18 protein-coding genes are annotated in these 19,187 nt (G+C 72.1%); 9 read left to right on the top strand and 9 right to left on the bottom strand.

The features are described 5' to 3' along the window. From N869_RS05670 to secA, 4 genes are all read left to right on the top strand, one after another. Positions 1-445, top strand: a 445-nt coding sequence (locus N869_RS05670) for a ComF family protein (protein ID WP_035059035.1), incomplete at its 5' end; no start/stop codon positions are given. 163 nt (positions 446-608) lie between these two features. Beyond that, the gene (hpf, locus tag N869_RS05665; RefSeq protein WP_035059025.1) at positions 609-1,271 is read left to right on the top strand and encodes a ribosome hibernation-promoting factor, HPF/YfiA family; all 663 of its coding nucleotides are present in this window, start codon (positions 609-611) and stop codon (positions 1,269-1,271) included. A gap of 69 nt (positions 1,272-1,340) precedes the next feature. Then, complete coding sequence (locus tag N869_RS05660; RefSeq protein ID WP_084136495.1) at positions 1,341-2,741, top strand: winged helix-turn-helix domain-containing protein; 1,401 nt, start codon at positions 1,341-1,343, stop codon at positions 2,739-2,741. Between the two features lie 17 nt (positions 2,742-2,758). Beyond that, positions 2,759-5,617, top strand: coding sequence for a preprotein translocase subunit SecA (gene secA / locus N869_RS05655; protein ID WP_035059023.1), 2,859 nt, complete (start codon positions 2,759-2,761; stop codon positions 5,615-5,617). A 108-nt stretch (positions 5,618-5,725) separates the two neighbouring features. On the opposite strand, the gene N869_RS16435 is transcribed toward secA, so the two are convergent. Further along, positions 5,726-6,271 (bottom strand): Rv3235 family protein, encoded by a 546-nt coding sequence (locus tag N869_RS16435; protein WP_052105101.1) that lies wholly within the window; start codon positions 6,269-6,271, stop codon positions 5,726-5,728. Positions 6,272-6,552: 281 nt separating this feature from the next. Beyond that, positions 6,553-6,789: a helix-turn-helix domain-containing protein gene (locus tag N869_RS05645; protein ID WP_035059021.1), complete on the bottom strand. Its 237-nt coding sequence runs from the start codon at positions 6,787-6,789 to the stop codon at positions 6,553-6,555. 151 nt (positions 6,790-6,940) lie between these two features. On the opposite strand from N869_RS05645, the gene N869_RS05640 reads away from it, so the two are divergent. Together N869_RS05640 and N869_RS05635 are read left to right on the top strand one after the other, a co-directional pair. Continuing rightward, the gene (locus N869_RS05640; RefSeq protein ID WP_035059028.1) at positions 6,941-7,384 is read left to right on the top strand and encodes a DUF6912 family protein; all 444 of its coding nucleotides are present in this window, start codon (positions 6,941-6,943) and stop codon (positions 7,382-7,384) included. Between the two features lie 212 nt (positions 7,385-7,596). Further along, on the top strand, positions 7,597-8,700 hold the full coding sequence (locus tag N869_RS05635) for a 3-deoxy-7-phosphoheptulonate synthase (protein ID WP_035059019.1): 1,104 nt from the start codon (positions 7,597-7,599) through the stop codon (positions 8,698-8,700). An 11-nt stretch (positions 8,701-8,711) separates the two neighbouring features. Here N869_RS05635 and hisN read toward each other — a convergent pair whose 3' ends face one another. The 4 genes from hisN to N869_RS05615 form a co-directional block, all read right to left on the bottom strand. Beyond that, the gene (gene hisN / locus N869_RS05630) at positions 8,712-9,509 is read right to left on the bottom strand and encodes a histidinol-phosphatase (protein ID WP_035059016.1); all 798 of its coding nucleotides are present in this window, start codon (positions 9,507-9,509) and stop codon (positions 8,712-8,714) included. Between the two features lie 40 nt (positions 9,510-9,549). After that, positions 9,550-10,605 (bottom strand): ribosome small subunit-dependent GTPase A, encoded by a 1,056-nt coding sequence (gene rsgA, locus N869_RS05625; protein ID WP_035059014.1) that lies wholly within the window; start codon positions 10,603-10,605, stop codon positions 9,550-9,552. Positions 10,606-10,608: 3 nt separating this feature from the next. Beyond that, the gene (gene aroA, locus N869_RS05620; RefSeq protein WP_035059012.1) at positions 10,609-11,910 is read right to left on the bottom strand and encodes a 3-phosphoshikimate 1-carboxyvinyltransferase; all 1,302 of its coding nucleotides are present in this window, start codon (positions 11,908-11,910) and stop codon (positions 10,609-10,611) included. Positions 11,911-11,974: 64 nt separating this feature from the next. Next, positions 11,975-12,496, bottom strand: a complete 522-nt coding sequence (locus N869_RS05615; RefSeq protein WP_035059009.1) for a DoxX family membrane protein — start codon at positions 12,494-12,496, stop codon at positions 11,975-11,977. 143 nt (positions 12,497-12,639) lie between these two features. Between N869_RS05615 and N869_RS05610 the strand changes: the two genes are divergently transcribed. Continuing rightward, positions 12,640-13,341 (top strand): sigma-70 family RNA polymerase sigma factor, encoded by a 702-nt coding sequence (locus N869_RS05610; RefSeq protein ID WP_269545862.1) that lies wholly within the window; start codon positions 12,640-12,642, stop codon positions 13,339-13,341. Next, positions 13,338-13,610: a mycothiol system anti-sigma-R factor gene (rsrA, locus tag N869_RS05605; protein ID WP_035059003.1), complete on the top strand. Its 273-nt coding sequence runs from the start codon at positions 13,338-13,340 to the stop codon at positions 13,608-13,610. Before N869_RS05610 ends, rsrA begins: the two co-directional genes overlap by 4 nt. Positions 13,611-13,694: 84 nt before the next feature. Here rsrA and N869_RS18855 read toward each other — a convergent pair whose 3' ends face one another. Further along, on the bottom strand, positions 13,695-13,769 hold the full coding sequence (locus tag N869_RS18855; RefSeq protein WP_156968370.1) for a 50S ribosomal protein bL37: 75 nt from the start codon (positions 13,767-13,769) through the stop codon (positions 13,695-13,697). 109 nt (positions 13,770-13,878) lie between these two features. Here N869_RS18855 and N869_RS05600 point away from each other — a divergent pair, with 109 nt between their 5' ends. Beyond that, entirely contained in the window at positions 13,879-14,967 is a 1,089-nt protein-coding gene (locus tag N869_RS05600; RefSeq protein ID WP_035059000.1) for a type IV pilus twitching motility protein PilT, read from the top strand. Positions 14,968-15,024: 57 nt separating this feature from the next. On the opposite strand, the gene N869_RS05595 is transcribed toward N869_RS05600, so the two are convergent. Together N869_RS05595 and N869_RS05590 are read right to left on the bottom strand one after the other, a co-directional pair. Next, positions 15,025-15,630, bottom strand: a complete 606-nt coding sequence (locus tag N869_RS05595) for a GDSL-type esterase/lipase family protein (protein WP_035058997.1) — start codon at positions 15,628-15,630, stop codon at positions 15,025-15,027. Between the two features lie 77 nt (positions 15,631-15,707). Further along, positions 15,708-19,187 (bottom strand): multifunctional oxoglutarate decarboxylase/oxoglutarate dehydrogenase thiamine pyrophosphate-binding subunit/dihydrolipoyllysine-residue succinyltransferase subunit (locus N869_RS05590; RefSeq protein WP_035058994.1); only part of this gene is annotated, 3,480 nt, incomplete at its 5' end.

Below are 19,187 nucleotides of genomic sequence, written 5' to 3'. Positions count from 1 at the left end.
CGATCTGGTCCTGGCGGCCCGTGGGCGGACCGTGGCGGTGGTGCCGGTGCCCACGACGCCGGGTGCCCGGCGCCGACGCGGTGCCGATCTGGTGGCGGGGCTCGCGTCGGTGGTGTGCCACGAGCTGCGGTCGGCCGGGGTGGGGGCCGAGGTCGTGACTGCCCTGCGCCGGGTGGGACGGGCGCGCGACCAGGTCGGCCTCGGGGCGAGGGAACGGGGCGCGAACGCCCTGGGGTCGTGGCGGGTCCGTGAGGGCTCCTGCGACGTCCGGGACACCTGCGTGGTGCTGGTGGACGACGTCCTGACCACCGGTGCGACGCTCGCGGGCTGTGAGCGTGTGCTGTCGACCGCCGGTGCCCTGGTGCTGGGTGCGGTGGTGGTGGCCGCCGCTTCACCCCCTGGCCAGGACCTCGTTCCGTTTCTCCCCCGGCCCTGCCCGGGCTAACGTCTGTGCATGGACGGTCGCGTCGGTGCGAGACAGGGCTCAGGCCCTGCCCGCGGCGTGACCACCGGACTGCGAGGGGGGTGGTGCGCCTCGTCCGCCCCGTGAGGGCGTACCCCCGTAGTCGTCCGGGCGGCACCGCCGCCCCTCCCTGGAGGAGATCAGCATGGAGATCGTCGTCGTCGGCCGTCATGTCGAGGTTCCCGACCGGTTCCGCCGCCACGTCGAGGACAAGCTCAGCAAGGTCACCCAGCTCGCGCCGCGGGCGCAGCGGGTGGATGTCGAGCTGACCCACGAGCGCAACCCCCGCCAGTCCGACGTGTCCGAGCGGGTCGAGCTGACCGTGAAGGGCAAGGGTCCCGTCATCCGTGCGGAGGCTCGCGCGGATGACGCGTACGCGGCCCTGGACGTGGCGACGAGCAAGCTGATGGAACGCCTGCGTCGGGCCCGGGACAGGCGCAAGGACCACCACAAGGGCTTGTCGTCGGTGAAGTCCGAGGCGCCGCCGGTGCTGGCGGAGGACGTGCTCCCGGAGCCGGCTCCCGCGGTGGACGACGCGCAGCGGGACTCCGCGGCCACCCCCGCCCCGGGTGAGGCCGTGGAGTCGTGGTGGGGTGACTCTCCGGTGGTGATCCGGGAGAAGCTGCACCAGGCGCACCCCATGACCCTGGACGACGCGCTCTACGAGATGGAGATGGTCGGGCACGACTTCTTCCTGTTCATCGACGCCGAGACGGCACTGCCCTCGGTGGCGTACCGCCGTCGGGGGTGGAGCTACGGGGTGATCCGGCTCGACGCCCCGGTGGCCGCTCCGGTCGACGCGCTGTAGCGCGGCGCCCGAGGTCCTGACCTCCTGCCCCTGGCTGCCGTGTCGGCGGTCGGGGGCAGGATGGCGTCCATGGCTGCACCGCTGCGCGCGCCCCTGACGCGGTCCCAGGCCCGCCGCATCGCACTGAGGGCCCAGGGGTTGGACGGCCCTCCGGTCGACGGGGGGCCGTCGGTGACGTCACGTCATCTGGCCCGGACGGTGGGCCGGACGGGACTGCTGCAGATCGACTCGGTGAACGTCCTGGCCCGGGCGCACCTGGTGCCGCTGTACTCGCGGCTGGGTGCCTACGACGTCGCAGCGCTGGACCGGCTCACCGCGGCACCGTCCCGGCGGCTGCTCGAGGCGTGGGCCCACGAGGCCTCGTTCGTACCGCCGTCGGTGTACGCGCTGCTGGCGTGGCGCCGCCGCGCCTGGGCGCGGCGGCGCCTGGTCCTGCGAGATGTCGACCTGGAGGCTTCCGGCGCGGTCGCGCGGGTGCGTGACCTGGTGGACTCGGACGGGCCGCTCACGTCCCGTCAGGTCCATGCCGCGCTCGGGCCCCCGGGTGGTGACCGGCGGGGATCGACGGGCTGGTGGGAGTGGTCGACGGCGAAGGCGGTGCTGGAGTGGCTGTTCGCCACGGGTGAGCTGGCGGTGGCACGCCGTACCCCGTCCTTCGAGCGGGTGTACGACCTCGCCGGCCGGGTGCTGCCGCAGGCGGCGCGCGCCGAGCCGGACGCGCAGACGGCGGTCCATGAGCTCGTGCGTCTGGCGGCCCGGGCCCACGGCCTGGGGACGGTGCGGTGCTTCGCCGACTACTTCCGGCTGGCGGGCACCGGGACCAGGCGGTGGGTGCGGGAGGCCGTGGCCGCGTTGGTCGCCGACGGTGAGCTGGAGCCCGTGGACGTGGCGGGCTGGGACCGCGAGGTGTACCTCGACTCCCGTGCCGTCGTCCCTCGTCGGGCGCAGGGCCGCACGTTCCTGAGCCCGTTCGACCCGGTGGTGTTCGAGCGGCGTCGGCTCTCGGAGCTGTTCGGCACCGAGTACCGGATCGAGATCTACACCCCGGCGCACCTGCGGGTGCACGGCTACTACTGCCTGCCCCTGCTGCTGGGGGAGGAGCTGGTCGCCCGCGTCGACCTGCGTCTGGACCGGCCCACGGGTGTTCTCCAGGTGCGGTCCGCGCACCCTGAGCCGGGGGTCTCGGCCGGTGCGGGGGAGGTCACGGGGGCGCTCGTGGCCGAGCTGGGGCGCCTCGCGGGATGGTTGGGGGCCGGTGAGGTGGCCGTCGACGTGGGGGCGGGCGGGGCGCTGGCGCACCCGGTGCGACGCGCCCTGACGGCCGGTGGCGGCGGTGGGGTACGTTCTGGCAGTGCGGTGACGATCACCGCAGGACCAGGCCTCGCCTACGATGGTCGTCGGTCGGTGTCGACCGCGCCGTCCGGCGCACCCGGCCCGGTCGACCCGTCGCCGTCCGGGGCGGGTCTCTGACGAGTCTGGAGCAACGCGTGCCCTCGATCCTCGACAAGGTCCTGCGCATCGGCGAGGGCCGGATCGTCAAGAAGCTCGCCGGCCTGGCCGACCAGGTCTCCGCGCTGGAGGACAGCTTCACGTCCTTGAGCGACGCCGAGCTGCGGGAGGAGACCGACCGGTTCAGGGCGCGGCTCGAGGACGGAGAGACGGTCGACGACCTGCTGCCGGAGGCGTTCGCCGCGGTCCGCGAGGCGGCGCGACGCACGCTCGGCCACCGTCACTTCGACGTCCAGATCATGGGTGGTGCGGCGCTGCACCTGGGCAACATCGCCGAGATGAAGACCGGTGAGGGCAAGACGCTCGTCGCGACCGCGCCGGCGTACCTCAACGCCTTGTCCGGCAAGGGCGTGCACATCGTCACGGTCAACGACTACCTGGCGCGTTACCAGAGCGACCTGATGGGCCGGGTCTTCCGCTTCCTGGGTCTGTCGACGGGGTGCATCCTGTCCGGCCAGAAGCCCGAGGAGCGTCGCGAGCAGTACGCGGCCGACATCACGTACGGCACCAACAACGAGTTCGGGTTCGACTACCTGCGTGACAACATGGCCTGGAAGCCGGACGAGCTCGTCCAGCGGGGCCACCACTTCGCGATCGTCGACGAGGTCGACTCGATCCTCATCGACGAGGCCCGTACGCCGCTGATCATCTCGGGCCCGTCCTCCGGCGACGCGAACAAGTGGTACGCCGAGTTCTCGAAGGTCGCGCGACGCCTGACGGTCGAGCAGGACTACGAGGTCGACGAGAAGAAGCGCACGGTGGGCGTCCTGGAGCCGGGGATCGAGAAGGTCGAGGACTACCTCGGCATCGACAACCTGTACGAGTCGGTCAACACCCCGCTCATCGGGTACCTCAACAACGCGATCAAGGCCAAGGAGCTGTTCAAGCGCGACAAGGACTACGTCGTGATGAACGGCGAGGTCATGATCGTCGACGAGCACACCGGTCGTATGCTCCCTGGCCGCCGCTACAACGAGGGCATGCACCAGGCCATCGAGGCCAAGGAGGGTGTGCAGATCAAGGCTGAGAACCAGACCCTGGCCACGATCACCCTGCAGAACTACTTCAGGCTCTACGACAAGCTCGGTGGCATGACGGGTACCGCCCAGACCGAGGCGGCCGAGTTCCAGGGCACCTACAAGCTCGGTGTGGTGCCCATCCCGACGAACCGTCCGATGCAGCGGATCGACCAGCCCGACCTCGTCTACAAGAACGAGGAGGGCAAGTTCGGTGCGGTCGTCGCCGACATCGTCGAGAGGCACGCGAAGGGCCAGCCGGTCCTGGTGGGCACGGTGAGTGTGGAGAAGTCCGAGCTCCTCTCCCGGATGCTGCGCAAGCAGGGTGTGCCCCACGAGGTCCTGAACGCCAAGCAGCACGCGCGTGAGGCCGCGATCGTCGCGCAGGCGGGCCGCAAGGGCGCGGTCACCGTGGCGACGAACATGGCCGGCCGTGGGACGGACATCATGCTCGGCGGCAACGCCGAGTTCATGGCGGTGGCCGACCTCGCGGCCAAGGGCCTGGACCCGGCCGAGCAGGCGGAGGAGTACGAGGCCGCGTGGCCGGACGCCCTCGAGCGGGCGACGGCGGCGGTCGCCGCCGAGCACGACGAGGTCGTGTCACTGGGTGGGCTGTACGTGCTGGGCACCGAGCGTCACGAGTCGCGGCGCATCGACAACCAGCTGCGTGGCCGCTCCGGTCGTCAGGGCGACCCGGGGGAGTCGCGGTTCTACCTGTCGATGGCGGACGACCTCATGCGTCTGTTCAACTCCGGCCTGGCCGAGAGCATGATGCACCGCGCGGGCTTCCCGGACGACATGCCGTTGGAGTCCAAGATGGTCACCCGCGGGATCCAGAGCGCGCAGTCGCAGGTGGAGTCCCGCAACTTCGAGATCCGCAAGAACGTGCTCAAGTACGACGACGTCCTGTCCCGGCAGCGCACCGTCATCTACACCGAGCGGCGCCGGGTCCTGGAGGGTGAGGACCTGGCCGACCAGATCCAGCACTTCCTGGAGGACGTGCTGACCGCGTACGTGGACGGTGCCACGAGTGAGGGCACCCCGGAGCTGTGGGACCTGGACGCCCTGTGGACCGCGCTGCGTGCGGTGTACCCGGTGACGGTCACGTCCGAGCAGCTGATCGACGAGGTCGGGCACCAGTCCCGGCTGACCCGGGCGGTCCTGATGGACGCGATCCTGGAGGATGCCCGGCGCGCGTACACCGCACGTGAGGAGCTCCTGGGCACCGAGACGATGCGCGACCTGGAGCGCCGGGTGGTGCTGTCCGTGCTCGACCGCAAGTGGCGCGAGCACCTGTACGAGATGGACTACCTCAAGGACGGCATCGGGCTGCGGGCGATGGCTCAGCGTGACCCGCTCGTGGAGTACCAGCGCGAGGGCTTCCAGCTGTTCAACGCCATGACCGACGGCATCAAGGAGGAGTCGGTCACCTACCTGTTCAACCTCGAGATCAAGACGCCGCAGGAGCCGGCTGCGGCGTCGTCCGGGAACCAGCCCGCCGCAGTCGTCACCGGCGACGACGCCGGGACGCCGGCACCCGCACCGACGCCGCAGCCCGCTCCTGCGTCGGCACGTGCCGGTTCGGCTGCGGGCGGAGCAGAGGTGGTGGCCAAGGGGCTCGACGGACCCGAGCGCCGCGCTCCGCTGCAGTACTCGGCGCCCTCGCTCGACGGGGACGCCGGTGGTGCACCGCGCTCGGAGGAGGCGGTCTCCGCCGAGCGGGACGGTCAGACGTTCCCCGGCACGTCGCGCAACGCCCAGTGCCCGTGCGGCTCTGGCAAGAAGTACAAGGTGTGCCACGGCAGGAACGAGGCGGACTGACCGCCTGACGGGGCGCGGTCCTCGTCACGCACTGATGCCCGGGAGGGGCGAGCACCCCTCCCGGGCATCAGTGCGTTGACGGTCTCCCGGGCTCCGCGCCGGTCCTGCTCAGCCGATCTGCAGCACCGTGGCCCGCCACTGGCCGCGCCGGACCTCCAGCCGCACCGCACCGGCCCGTACCCGGCGGCCGTCGTGGACGACGACGCTGGCCTCGGCGACGGAGTCCGAGATGCTGCACACACGGGTGCGCAGGACGGTCGCCCGTCGCACCGTTCCCGTGCGTGTGCCGCCGGCCTCGCGGCGCCGTGCGAGCGAGTCGTAGATCTGCGGGCTCACCCACCGGGCGAGCTGGCCGAGGGGGCGCGCCCCGCTCAGGGTCTCGACGGCCGCCAGGACGATCGGCCCGCACACCTTGGCCGGGTCGGCCAGCGGCTCGGCGTCCCGGGCCGGCCTGGTGACGACGTGGGCCCACGCTCCCTCGGTGGGTGTGGAGCGCATGGACGTCAGGGTCGGGAGCATCGCCGCTGCCGCCGCCATGGGGTCGGGCTGTGGCTCCCGGAGCGGGGGCAAGAGCATCCGGACCGGGCCCGGCGGTTCGGCGACCGGCGTGCGTGCGGCTCGAGAGGGCCGTGCGGGGGCGGCGGTGGCGATCATGTCTTCTCCTGCGGCCGGGGGAGGGGCGGGCGATGAGGCCTGCAACCATTGTGCCCGATTTTGGCGGGTCTTGGTGCAGTTTGGCCAAGTTTGGTGTCGCAGCCAACCCCCTGGAGCGGGTGAAATGTCCTTTTCGCACTGTCCTGACGCCTCCCGGGCGCGTAGGTTCGATGCATGGCGAAGCCCAGGCGCTCCTGCTCCACCCGCGGCGTGGCTGCTGCCGGGGTGCGGGAGCAGGCGCTGCGTCCCGGGCCTGCCGGGTGCGGGTGCTGTGCGCCCGGTCAGCCGGTGGGGCTGGACGGGGCGTCGTCGAGGGTGCCGGACTCGATCCGGGCTCGCGCCTGGGCGTACATGCGCTGGATGTACGCCTCCAGCTCGGAGGACTCCACGCGCCACTGGCCGCGTCCGCCGATCTGGATGGCGGGCAGCTCTCCGGAGCGCACGAGCGCATAGGCCTGCGCGGCCGAGATGTTCAGCACCTCGGTCACGTCCGCCAGGGTCAGGAAGCGCGCGGCCATGGTCGAGAGTCTTGCACGCCTGCCGCGTGGACCTGGCTCGTCCACAACTGGTGGGCACTTGACCGCTTCGACCTGCGGCGACGTATGTGGCTGACGTGCGTGACGGCGGCCTCCTGGTGGTCGAGGCCTCGCAGGCGGCAGACTGGTGCCCGTGCGCATCTACCTCCCCGCGACCCTCGCCGAGCTCACAGGCCCCGACCTGTCACCGCGGCTGGTGCACGCGGTGACCGACGCCCTGCGTCAGGCGCTGCCGGACGAGGACGACGAGGGCCTGGAGTACGCGGCGCAGCTGCTCGCCTCGGACGACAGCCTGGACCTGCTCGGTGACCAGGACCAGCAGCGCAGGTGCGTGGTGGCTGCCGACGTCCCGCAGGAGCGCGTGCGGGCCGTCGAGGAGCCGCACGCCCCGAGCGTGGTCGAGCTGACCGTCCCCGTGGCGTGGGACACGGTGGCGTGCGCGCACGTGGACGAGGACGCGGCCGGCGCGGACGTCGTGGCCGCGCGTGCCGGGGACGGTCCGGCCGCCGAGCGCCTGGCCGAGCGTGACCTGCTCTGGTACGACGTGTCCGAGCTCGGCACCCTCGCCCGGCCGTGACACGAGGACCCTCTGGTAGCGTTCCGGACGTGGAGCAGACCAGGTGGTATACGACCTGCGTGCCGGCCTTCGGGCGGGCAGGGCAGATCTGCACCTGACCCCGCTCCCTTCACCGGCACAGGGCTGAGACGCGATGCGTCTCGGCCCTTCGTCTTCCCAGGACGAGGCCGGCACGCGAGGGCGCCGCTCGTCCCCAACGAGCAGGAGCCACGATGAGCACCACCGTACCCACGACGACACCGACCAGCAGCACCGCGGTGCACGCCTCCACCGCCGACCTCAGGGTCAGGTCCGTCGCGCCGTTGCCGTCCCCGCGTGCCGTGGTCGACGGGGTCCCGCTGACCGCCGCCGCCGCTGAGCTGGTCGCTCGCTCACGTGCCGAGGTGCGTGCGGTCCTGCACGGTGGGGACGACAGGCTCGTCGTGGTCGTCGGCCCGTGCGCGGTCCACGACCCGGTCGCGGCGTTGGACTACGCCCACCGGTTGCGCGGGCCGGCCCGGGAGCACGCCGCGGACCTCGTGGTCGTGATGCGCGTGTACTTCGAGAAGCCGCGCACCACTGTGGGGTGGAAGGGCCTGATCAACGACCCGTCCATGGACGGGTCGCACGACGTGCCGCGAGGTCTGCGCCTGGCGCGGGAGGTCGTGACCGATGTCCTGGGTGCGGGTCTGCCCACGGCGTGCGAGTTCTTGGAGCCGACGAGTCCGCAGTACCTCGCGGACGCGGTCACCTGGGGTGCGATCGGTGCGCGCAACCCTGAGAGCCAGGTGCACCGGCAGATGGCGTCCGGGATGTCGATGCCGATCGGGTTCAAGAACTCCACCGGGGGGCGTGTCCGGGCCGCGGTGGAGGGCTGCCTCGCCGCGGCGGCCCCGCACACGTTCCTCGGGGTCGACCACGACGGGCGGGCCGCGGTGGTGGCCACCGAGGGAAACCCTGACTGCCACGTGGTGCTGCGGGGTGGCGTGGACGGGCCCAACCACGACCCGGTCGCGGTCGCGGCCGCGGTGGAGCAGGTGGGCTCAGCGGGACTGCCGGCCAGGGTCATGGTGGACGCGAGCCACGGGAACTCGGGCAAGTGCCACGTGCGCCAGGCCGAGGTCGTCCGCGAGATCGCCGATCAGGTGGCCTCGGGCGTCACCGGGGTGATGGGCGTCATGATGGAGAGCTTCCTGGAGGCGGGGCGGCAGGACCCGGCACCCTCGGGGCTCGTCTACGGCCGGTCGGTGACCGACGCGTGCCTCGGGTGGGACACCACGGCCGACCTCCTCGACGTGCTCGCCGGTGCCGTCCGCAGGCGCCGTTCGCGCCGCTGAGGCCGGGGGACTCAGCCCGAGGCGGTGGGGCGGAGCCGGTCGAGGACGGCCTCGTGCAGGTGCCCGTTGGTGGCCACGGCCGAGCCGCCGAACGGTCCGGAGGTGCCGTCCAGGTCGGTGAACGTCCCACCCGCCTCGGCCACGATCGGGACGAGGGCGGCCATGTCGTGCAGCGCGAGCTCGGGCTCGGCGGCCACGTCCACCGCCCCCTCGGCGACCAGCACGTAGGACCAGAAGTCCCCGTAGGCCCTCGTGCGCCACACCGTGCGGGTGAGGTCGAGGAACCCCGGCAGGCGTCCCTGCTCCTCCCAGCCGGTCAGGCTCGAGAACGACAGGGACGCGTCGGCCAGGTCGCTCACGCCCGAGACGGTCAGGCGGGTCGCGGCCGCGAGCGACCGGCCGCTCCAGGCACCGGACCCGTGCGAGGCCCACCAGCGTCGCCCCAGGGCGGGGGCGCTCACCACGCCGACCACCGGGGCGCCGTCGTCGATCAGGGCGATGAGGGTGGCCCAGACCGGCACCCCACGCACGAAGTTCTTCGTCCCGTCGATGGGGTCGATCACCCACTGGCGCGGTCCGTGCCCGGTGGTGGGCATCTCCTCACCGACGACCGCGTCGCGCGGGCGGGTGCGACCCAGCTGGGACCTGACGATCTCCTCGGCACGCCGGTCTGCGTCGGTCACCGGGGTCGTGTCGGGCTTGGTGTCGACCTGCAGGTCCTGGGCACGGAACCGCTCCATGGTCATCGCGTCGACCTGGTCGGCGATCACGTGGGCGAGGCGCAGGTCGTCGTCGTAACGCGGAGGCATGCCTGCACCGTAGCGTCCCGGCGGCACGGGACGTCGGAGCTCAGGACTGGTCCGTTGCCGACCGCGCGGTCAGGAGCCTGCGCATCGAGTCCACACGGGCGGCACGGCGTCGGCGTTCCGGTGACGCCGACGTGTCCTCCTGGTCGGTCCCGACCCACGCGTCGAGCCCGCAGTCGGGTGCGTCCTGGGTGTGGGTGCAGCCCCGCGGGCAGGACTCGCGGACGACGGAGTCCAGGTCGGCGAACGCGTGCAGCAGGCTGTCGACGTGGACGTGGGCGAGTCCGAAGGACCTGACCCCGGGTGTGTCGATCACCCACCCGCGGTGACCGGGCAGGCGGAGCGCGACCGCGGAGGACGAGGTGTGCCGTCCGCGGCCCGTCACGGCGTTGACCGCGCCGGTCGCCCGGCGGGCGTCCGGGACCAGGGCGTTGACCAGGGTGGACTTGCCGACACCGGAGTGCCCCACGAGAACCGAGGTCCTGCCGTCGAGCCGTGCCCGGACCTCGTCCAGCCCGGCGACCTCCCGGTCCGGGGCGCGGGAGGTGACCACGACGTCCACCCCCAGCGGCCGGTACAGGTCGGCCATGGGGGCGGGGTCGGCCAGGTCGGCCTTCGTCAGGCAGAGCACCGCCGTCATGCCGGCGTCGTAGGCGGCCACCACGCACCTGTCGATCATGCGTGTCCGGGGCTCGGGGTCGGCGAGCGCGGTGACGATCACCAGCTGGTCGGCGTTGGCCACGATCACGCGCTCGACCGGGTCGGTGTCGTCGGCGGTACGCCGCAGGAGCGTGCGTCGGGGGGTGATCCGCACGATGCGGGCGAGGCTTCCTGGTGCGCCGGTGACGTCCCCGACGACGGCGACCAGATCCCCCGGCACGATCCGTTGGCGGCCCAGCTCGCGGGCCTTCATCGCCACGACGTCCTGCTCGTGCGGCTCACCGGGGTGGACGAGGACCGCGTACCGTCCCCGGTCCACCCCGGTGACCAGGGCGGGGACGGCTTCGCGGTGCTCGGGCCGGATCTTGGTGCGTGGGCGCGACCCGCGCCGGTTGGGTCGCTGGCGGACCTCGTGGTCCTCGTAACCTCCCCGGGGCATCGGTCAGGTGGTCCCGAGCATCGACGCCCACATGCCGACGAAGTCCGGCAGGGTCTTGCGGGTGGTCGCGACGTCGACCACCTCGATCCCGGGGACCCGGAGCCCGATGAGGGCACCCGCGGTCGCCATCCGGTGGTCGTGGTAGGTCTCGAACCGGGCGCCGTGCAGGGGCCGGGGGGTGAGGACGAGGCCGTCGCTGGTCTGCTCGACCTGACCGCCCAGGCGGGTGATCTCCGTGGCGAGCGCGGCCAGCCGGTCGGTCTCGTGCCCGCGGATGTGCCCGATCCCCCGTAGCCGGCTGGGGGTGTCGGCGAGCGTGGCGAGTGCGGCGATCGTGGGCGCCAGCTCCCCGGCGGCGTGCAGGTCGACGTCGATCCCGTGCACCGCGCCGGTGCCGGTCACCGTCAGCGTCCCGTCGGTGAGCCCGACGGTCCCGCCCATGCGCCGCAGCAGGTCCGGGAGCATCCCGCCGGGCTGGGTCGTGCTCGTGGGCCACCCCGGGATCCGGACGGTCCCGCCGGCCACGAGGGCTGCACAGCAGAAGGGGGCGGCGTTGGACAGGTCCGGCTCCACGCGCACCTCCCGGGCGCCGATCGTCCCGGGGTCCACCTGCCAGATGTCGGGGCGGGAGTCGTCGACCTCGATGCCTGCCGCGCGCATGGTCGCGACGGTCATCTCGATGTGCGGCAGGCTCGGCAGACTGGGGCCGACGTGACGCAGGAGGAGCCCGTCGGGCAGGCGCGCGGCGGCCAGGAGAAGACCGGAGACGAACTGCGAGGAGGCGCTGGCGTCGATGTCGACCATGCCGCCCCGCACCCGGGGTGAGCCGGCGACCGTGAACGGCAAGGTTCCCCGTCCGCCGTCGTCGACCTTGACGCCGAGGTCGCGCAGCGCCCGGAGCACCGGCCCCATGGGGCGGACACGGGCCTGCGGGTCCCCGTCGAACGTCACCGGCCTGGGCTGCAGCGCGGCCACGGCCGGCAGGAACCGCATGACCGTCCCGGCCAGCCCGCAGTCGATCGACACCGTGCCGGTGGCGCTGCCGGTGGGGACGGGGGTGACGGACCAGTCGGTGCCCCGCTGGTCCACCTCGGCTCCCAGGGCCCGCAGGGCCTCCGCCATGAGCAGGGTGTCGCGGGAGGCGAGCGCGCCGCGGACGGTGCCGGGCCCGTCTGCGAGGGCCGCGAGGACGAGGTACCGGTTGGTGAGCGACTTCGAGCCGGGTACGTCCACCACGGCGTCGAGGGGCCCTGCGGCGGTGGGTGCCGACCAGGGATCGGCGGGGTCGTGCGTGGTGGCGGTCATGGGTCGAGGCTACCGAGGCCCGCCACCGGGTACGTCGTGCGTCCCGGTTGCGGGCACGCGCGGATCAGGACACGTGCTTGCGCACGTCCTTGGCGGCTGAGCCGAGAGCCTTGCGGGCGTCGCGTGCGGCATGGTCCGGCCGGGCGTGGCTGACCCGCCAGGCGAGCCCTGGTCGGCCCTGGGTGTCCACCGCGGCCAGGAGCGCACCACCGAGCATGGACAGGGTGCGCACGAACCGCTCGCGTCGAGCCCGACGGTCTGCCGCGTCCGCGCCCCGCCGGGCGACGAACGGCTGGTTCATCACCGCCACGGGCAGGGTGAGAGCGGCGAGGGCCAGGCCGGACAGGCGGGGGGCACGGCCCAGTGCCAGGAGGGCCGCGGCCCCGGTCATGGCGGCGCCGTGCAGGCGCACGACGGTGCGCAGGGTCTCCCGGTCCGGGGGGGCGGGCAGGGGCGCGCGTTCCTGCAGCCGGTTCCACGCCGCCTCCGCGCGGTCCACGTGGAGCTGCGGGTGGCGCAGGGCGTCGACACCCTCGGCGACGAACACGGTGGCGAGAAGCGGTCTGGCGATCCGTCGGACCAGCATGTGGGGTTCTCCTTGCTCCCGGGGTCTGCGAGCACGCTATCGCCCGCTGCGTGCAGGGGCACGCGGGAGGCCCGTGCCCTGGTCCGGGGTGGAGGGGCAGGGCCCGGGGAATGCAGGACGAGCGCGTCGGTGTTGTGCCCGGCATGACCGTGACCGTGGAGCTCGACGCGCCCGTCGAGGCCGCCCACGTGCCGTCTGCCGCGGGGCGACTAGTCTCGTGGACGATGAGCGAGGACACCCACCGGGCGCCCGGCAGCGAGGACGACGACGCCAGGGCGCGCAGGTTCGAGGACGAGGCGCTGGTCTACGTCGACCAGCTGTACTCGGCCGCCATGAGGATGACGCGCAACCCCGCGGACGCCGAGGACCTGGTGCAGGAGACGTTCGCGAAGGCGTTCGCCGCGTTCCACCAGTACCGCCCGGGGACGAACCTGAAGGCGTGGCTGTACCGCATCCTCACCAACACGTTCATCAACACCTACCGCAAGCGGCAGCGTGAGCCGTTGCAGTCGGCGGCTGAGGACGTGGAGGACTGGCAGATCGCCAGGGCGGCGTCGCACACCTCCGCCGGGCTGCGGTCGGCCGAGACCGAGGCCTTGGACAACCTCCCCGACAACGACGTCAGGCAGGCGCTCCAGGCGATCGGGGAGGACTTCCGGCTCGCGGTGTACCTGGCTGACGTCGAGGGCTTCGCGTACAAGGAGATCGCCGAGATCATGGGGACCCCGATCGGGACGGTGATGTCGCGGCTGCACCGTGGGCGCCGTCAGCTGCGCGAGCTCCTGTCGGAGTACGCGCGCGAGCGTGGTCTGGTTCCGGCTGCGGTCGAGGGGGGCGGGGAGTGAGCGAGGAGAGCGAGGCGCACGTCGTCGACTGCTCCGAGGCGTTGCGCCGTCTGTTCGACTTCCTGGACAGGGAGATCGACGAGGCGGACGGCGACCGGATCCGTCAGCACCTCGCGGACTGCGAGCCGTGCCTGAGCGAGTACGACGTCGAGGACCACCTCAAGCGCCTGGTGCGGCGCGCCTGCCCCGAGTCGGCGCCGGCTGAGCTGCACCTGAGGATCCGGCAGTCGTTGACGGTGCTGCGCCTTCAGATCGGTGACCCCGGCTGAGGTCGATCGAGCGGCCCCGGGGGGCCGTGACCGGGTCGAGGGAGCGGCGTGCCCCTGCGGGCTGCCACCCCCTCGACGCCGAGGTCAGGCGTTGGGACGCTTGCCGTGGTTGGCGGCGCTGCCCTTGCGGGACCGGCGCTTGCGACCGCGCTTGCTCATAGGTCACTCCTCCTCCGACTGGCCGATCTGCCGATCAGCGGCGTCCATGGTCCCACACGTGCGGGTGGACCTCCTCAAGTGCGACCCCTCGGCACCCGATTGTTCTTGTGTGAGCGAACAGCCCCAGTCCGTGGTCCCGCTTCTGCACGCGTTGTCCGGGAGCGGTGGTTCCGACCTGCACTGCAAGGTCGGTTCGGCGCCGCGCCTGCGCGTCGACGGGAGGTTGCGCCGTCTGCAGGTGCCCGACCTCCGTCCGGATGACACCCGGAGCATGGTGGAGGAGGTCCTGCCGCGCGAGATGCGCGAGGAGTTCGACCGGACCCACGAGGCCGACTTCGCGTACTCGTTGAGCGGTGTGGGCAGGTTCCGGGTGAACGCCTACCAGGCGCGGGGCACCCTCGGGCTGGTGTTCCGGCGGGTGTCGGTCGGGGCCCAGTCGCTCGAGGAGCTGGGCCTGCCGGAGGTCGTCGGAGAGCTGGCGCTGGAGCCTCGCGGCCTGGTGCTGGTCACCGGTCCCACAGGGTCCGGCAAGACCACCACGCTGGCCTCGATGGTGGACCTGGTGAACACCTACAAGGAGGTGAACATCGTCACGATCGAGGACCCGATCGAGATCCTCCACAAGGACAAGAAGGCGATCATCTCCCAGCGTGAGGTGCGGCACGACACCGCGGACTTCACCGTCGCGCTCCGTGCGGCGATGCGTCAGGACCCGGACGTCATCCTGGTCGGTGAGATGCGTGACGTCGAGACGGTCCGGGCCGCGTTGTCGGCGGCGGAGACCGGCCACATGGTGATGTCGACCCTGCACACGATCGACGCGCAGGAGACGATCAACAGGATCGTGGACTTCTTCCCCCCGCACGAGCAGAAGCAGATCCGGCACGCGCTGGCCCAGGCCTTGCGCGGGGTCGTGTCGCAGCGGCTGGTCCGCAAGCAGGACGGTTCCGGGAGGGCCCCGGTCATCGAGGTCCTGGTGAACACCGGCCGCACGGCTGAGGCGATCATGGACCCGTACAACGCCCCGCCGTTGCAGGACCTGATCAAGGACGGCGACTACTACAAGATGCAGACCTTCGACCAGCACCTGTTCCACCTGGTGCGCGAGGGCGTCGTCTCCTACGAGGAGGCGTGCGGCGCGGCGAGCAACCCCCAGGACCTCACGGTCGAGCTGCGGGGGGCCGGCGCGCTGGCCTGACGGCGCAGGCGACCGCACTCCCGTCCGACCGCAGCCCGTCCCGGCTCCTCCCGCTGCTCACGCCTCGTCGGTGGGCAGGCCGAGCCAACGGTGCCAGCCGCTGTGCAGCACCAGCCAGGCGAGCAACCCGTACCCGGCCTGTCCCGGCGTGCGTCCGTCACCGGAGGCCATGTCCGCGAGCCACTGCTCGTGCCGCGCCAAGGCGCTCCACGTCTCGACGTAGGGGACGCGTCGACGCCGGGCGACGTCGCCGAAGGCGCTGGAGAGCTCGGCGAGCCGTTCGGGATCGTCGTGGTTGTTGGGTGGCGGGCCCACCACGAAGCACGCGTACCGGCGTTGCTCGGCCACGTCCAGGATGTTGGCCAGGTTGAGCCGACTGCGGGCCAGCGAGACGCCGGCGCTGAGGTCGGCACGTCCGAGCCCGACGACCAGGTACTGGGTCCCGTCGCCCGCGGGGCCCAACCGCCGGCCGACCTCGTCCTCCCACCGGGCGCTCAGGACGGTGGTCGTCTCGTCCGGGACGGGCAGGCTCATGGTGAGCGTGGGTGGATCGGTGTGCGTGCGTGCGGTGACGCGGCCGACCCAGCCCAGACCCCTCGGGTCGCCCCAGCCGGCGACGAGCTCGTCGCCGACCACACAGATGCGCCGGGCGCGGTCTGCCACCAAGTCCTCCTGCTGTCGGTCCTGGGGTCAGTCTGACGGACGCCGGGCCTCGGCGGGGCCGCGACGCGCTGGGACCCTCAGCGGGCGAACGCCTCCTCGACCAGCGCCTTCTGCTCGGCGAGGTGGACCTTGCTCGACCCTGCCGCAGGAGACGCGGACGCGGACCTGCTGACGGGACGCAGCGCGCGTCCGAGTGCCTGCGGCAGGTGCTGGGAGACGAAGCCCCACGATCCCTGGTTGGCGGGCTCCTCCTGGACCCACACGAGATCTGCGTCCCCGTGCCGGGCGATGGCTTCTGCGATCTCGTCCGCCGGGAGCGGGTGGAGCTGCTCCACCCGGACGATCGCGGTGCGCTGGTCGCCGGTCCGTGCGCGGTGGGCGAGCAGGTCGTAGTAGACCTTGCCCGAGCACAGCAGGACGCGGTCGGCCGTCCCGGGCTCGGGCAGGTGCTCGTCGGCGATGGCGGGGCGGAACGTGCCCTGGGTGAAGTCCTCGACCGCGGAGGCGGCCGCCTTCAGCCGGAGCATCGACTTGGGCGTGGCGACGACCAGGGGCCTGCGGGGGCGGTCGTAGGCCTGGCGGCGGAGCAGGTGGAAGTACGAGGCGGGGGTGCTGGGCATCGCGACGGTCATGTTCTCCTCCGCGCACAGCTGGAGGTAGCGCTCGATGCGTGCGGAGGAGTGGTCCGGTCCCTGCCCCTCGAACCCGTGGGGCAGAAGGAGCACCACCGACGAGCGCTGTCCCCACTTCTGCTCCGCCGAGGAGATGAACTCGTCGACGATCGTCTGCCCGCCGTTGGCGAAGTCCCCGAACTGCGCCTCCCACAGCACCAGGGCATCGGGGCGCTCGACGGAGTAGCCGTACTCGAACCCCATGGCGGCGAACTCCGAGAGCGAGGAGTCGTACACCCAGAACTTGGCCTGGTCGCTCGACAGGTACAGCAGCGGCGTCCACTCCGACCCGGTGCTGCGGTCGTGCAGCACGGCGTGGCGCTGGACGAACGTGCCGCGACGGGAGTCCTGCCCGGCCAGGCGGACCGGGGTGCCTTCGAGCAGCAGCGACCCGAACGCGAGGATCTCACCGAAGCCCCAGTCGACGCCGCCCTCGCGTGACATCAGCTCGCGCTTGGCGAGCAGCTGCTCCAGCTTGGGGTGGACGGTGAACCCCTTGGGAGGGCGGACGTGGGCGCGTCCGATGCGGTGCAGGACCTCGGGCTCGACCGCGGTCTTCCAACCGACCATGATCCCGGCGTCCTCGAGCTGGGACTCGGGGCGTTCCAGGCCCGCGACCGGCTCGCTGGAGGGCGGCGGGGTGTACCCGCCCTCGCGGGTCTCGGTGAACACCTGCTCCAGCCGGGCCTGGTAGTCCTGAAGGACCTGTGCGGCCTCGTCGACGGTGATGTCACCACGGGCGACCAGGGCCTCGGTGTAGAGCTTGCGGGCCGAGCGCTTGGCCTCGATGAGGTTGTACATCAGCGGCTGGGTCATCGACGGGTCGTCGCCCTCGTTGTGGCCGCGCCTGCGGTAGCAGATGAGGTCGATGATGACGTCGCGGTCGAACTGCTCGCGGAACTCGAACGCCAGCTCGGCCACCCGCACGCAGGCCTCGGGGTCGTCGCCGTTGACGTGGAAGATGGGGACCTGCAGGCCCTTGGCCACGTCGGTGCAGTAGTGGGTCGAGCGTGACGAGGACGGTCCGGTGGTGAAGCCGACCTGGTTGTTGACGATCACGTGCACGGTGCCGCCGGTGCGGTAGCCGCGCAGCTGGGCGAGGTTGAGCGTCTCGGTGACGACGCCCTGCCCGGCGAAGGCGGCGTCGCCGTGGATGAGGATGGGAAGCACGGAGAAGCCGTCGCCGCCCAGGTCGATGCGGTCCTGCTTGGCACGGACGATGCCCTCGAGGACGGGGTCCACGGCCTCCAGGTGGGAGGGGTTGGCAGCCAGGTACACCGACGTCGTCGCGCCGGACTCGGCGGTGAACGTCCCCTCGGTGCCCAGGTGGTACTTCACGTCGCCGGAGCCCTGGACGCTGCGCGGGTCCTGGTTGCCCTCGAACTCGGCGAAGATCTGCGCGTAGCTCTTGCCCGCGAGGTTGGCCAGCACGTTGAGCCGCCCGCGGTGGGACATCCCGATGCAGACCTCGTCCAGGCCTCCCTCGGCCGCGCGGGACAGCACCGCGTCGAGCAGCGGGATGAGGGACTCGCCGCCCTCGAGGGAGAAGCGCTTCTGACCCACGAACTTCGTCTGCAGGAACGTCTCGAAGGCCTCGGCGGAGTTCAGGCGCCGCAGGATCCGCAGCTGGTCCTCGCGCGGGGTGCGGGCGTAGCCGGACTCCAGGCGCTCCTGGAGCCACCGGCGCTGGCGCGGGTCCTGCAGGTGCATGTACTCCGCGCCGACGGTCCGGCAGTAGGAGTCACGCAGCAGACCCAGGATCTCCCGCAGGGTGGCCTTGGGCTTGCCGGTGAACCCAGCGGTGGGGAACACCCGGTCCAGGTCCCACAGGGTCAGCCCGTGGTTCTGGATGTCCAGGTCGGGGTGCTTGCGCTGCCGGTACGCCAGCGGGTCGGTCTCGGCCATGAGGTGACCACGGGACCGGTAGGCGTGGATCAGCTCGGCGACCCGCGCAGGCTTGGCGGCCTCGGTGTCGGCGTCCACCGTGTTGTCCCGGACCCACCGGACCGGTTCGTACGGGATGCGCATCGCGGTGAAGACGCGGTCGTAGAACCCGCTCTCGCCGAGCAGCTTCGCGGCCACGACCCGCAGGAAGTCCCCGGACTGCGCGCCCTGGATGATGCGGTGGTCGTACGTCGAGGTCAGGGTGAGGACCTTCGAGACGCCCAGGCGGGCCAGCTGCTCGTCGGAGGCACCCTGGAACTCGGCGGGGTAGTCCATGGCCCCGACGCCGACGATCGTGCCCTGGCCGGCCATGAGGCGCGGAACCGAGTGCACGGTGCCGATGGTCCCCGGGTTCGTGAGCGTGAGGGTGGTCCCCGCGAAGTCGTCGGCGGTGAGCTTGCCGTTGCGGGCGCGGCGGACCACGTCCTCGTAGGCGGCGACGAACTGCCCGAAGTCGAGCGTGTCGGCGTTCTTGATGCTGGGGACCAGGAGCTGGCGGGTGCCGTCGGGCTTGGCGAGGTCGATCGCCAGCCCCAGGTTCACCGAGCCGGGCTGCACCACCGCGGGCTTGCCGCTGTCGAGGGTGTACCCGGCGTTCATCCCGGGGACGTCGGCGATCGCCTCGATGACCGCGTAGCCGATCAGGTGCGTGAACGAGACCTTGCCGCCGCGGCTTCGCGCCAGGTGGTTGTTGATGACGATCCGGTTGTCGACCAGGAGCTTGGCCGGGACCGCGCGGACGGACGTCGCTGTGGGGACCTCCAGGGAGGCCTCCATGTTGGTGACCACGCGCGCCGCGGGACCGCGCAGCCGCTGCACGGCGGACTCGGGGCGAGCCTCGGCCTGCAGGCGCGCAGCCGGGACCTGGGCGTACGGTGCGGTGGCCGGTTGGGCCGAGGCCACCGGGGGTGCCACCGAGGTGTCGGGGTCGCGTGGGGTGCG

This window comes from Cellulomonas bogoriensis 69B4 = DSM 16987 (assembly GCF_000767165.1).
Lineage (GTDB): Bacteria > Actinomycetota > Actinomycetes > Actinomycetales > Cellulomonadaceae > Actinotalea > Actinotalea bogoriensis.
The sequence above is the reverse complement of the archived record's forward strand: the minus strand, read 5'-3'. Positions and strand labels throughout refer to the sequence as shown.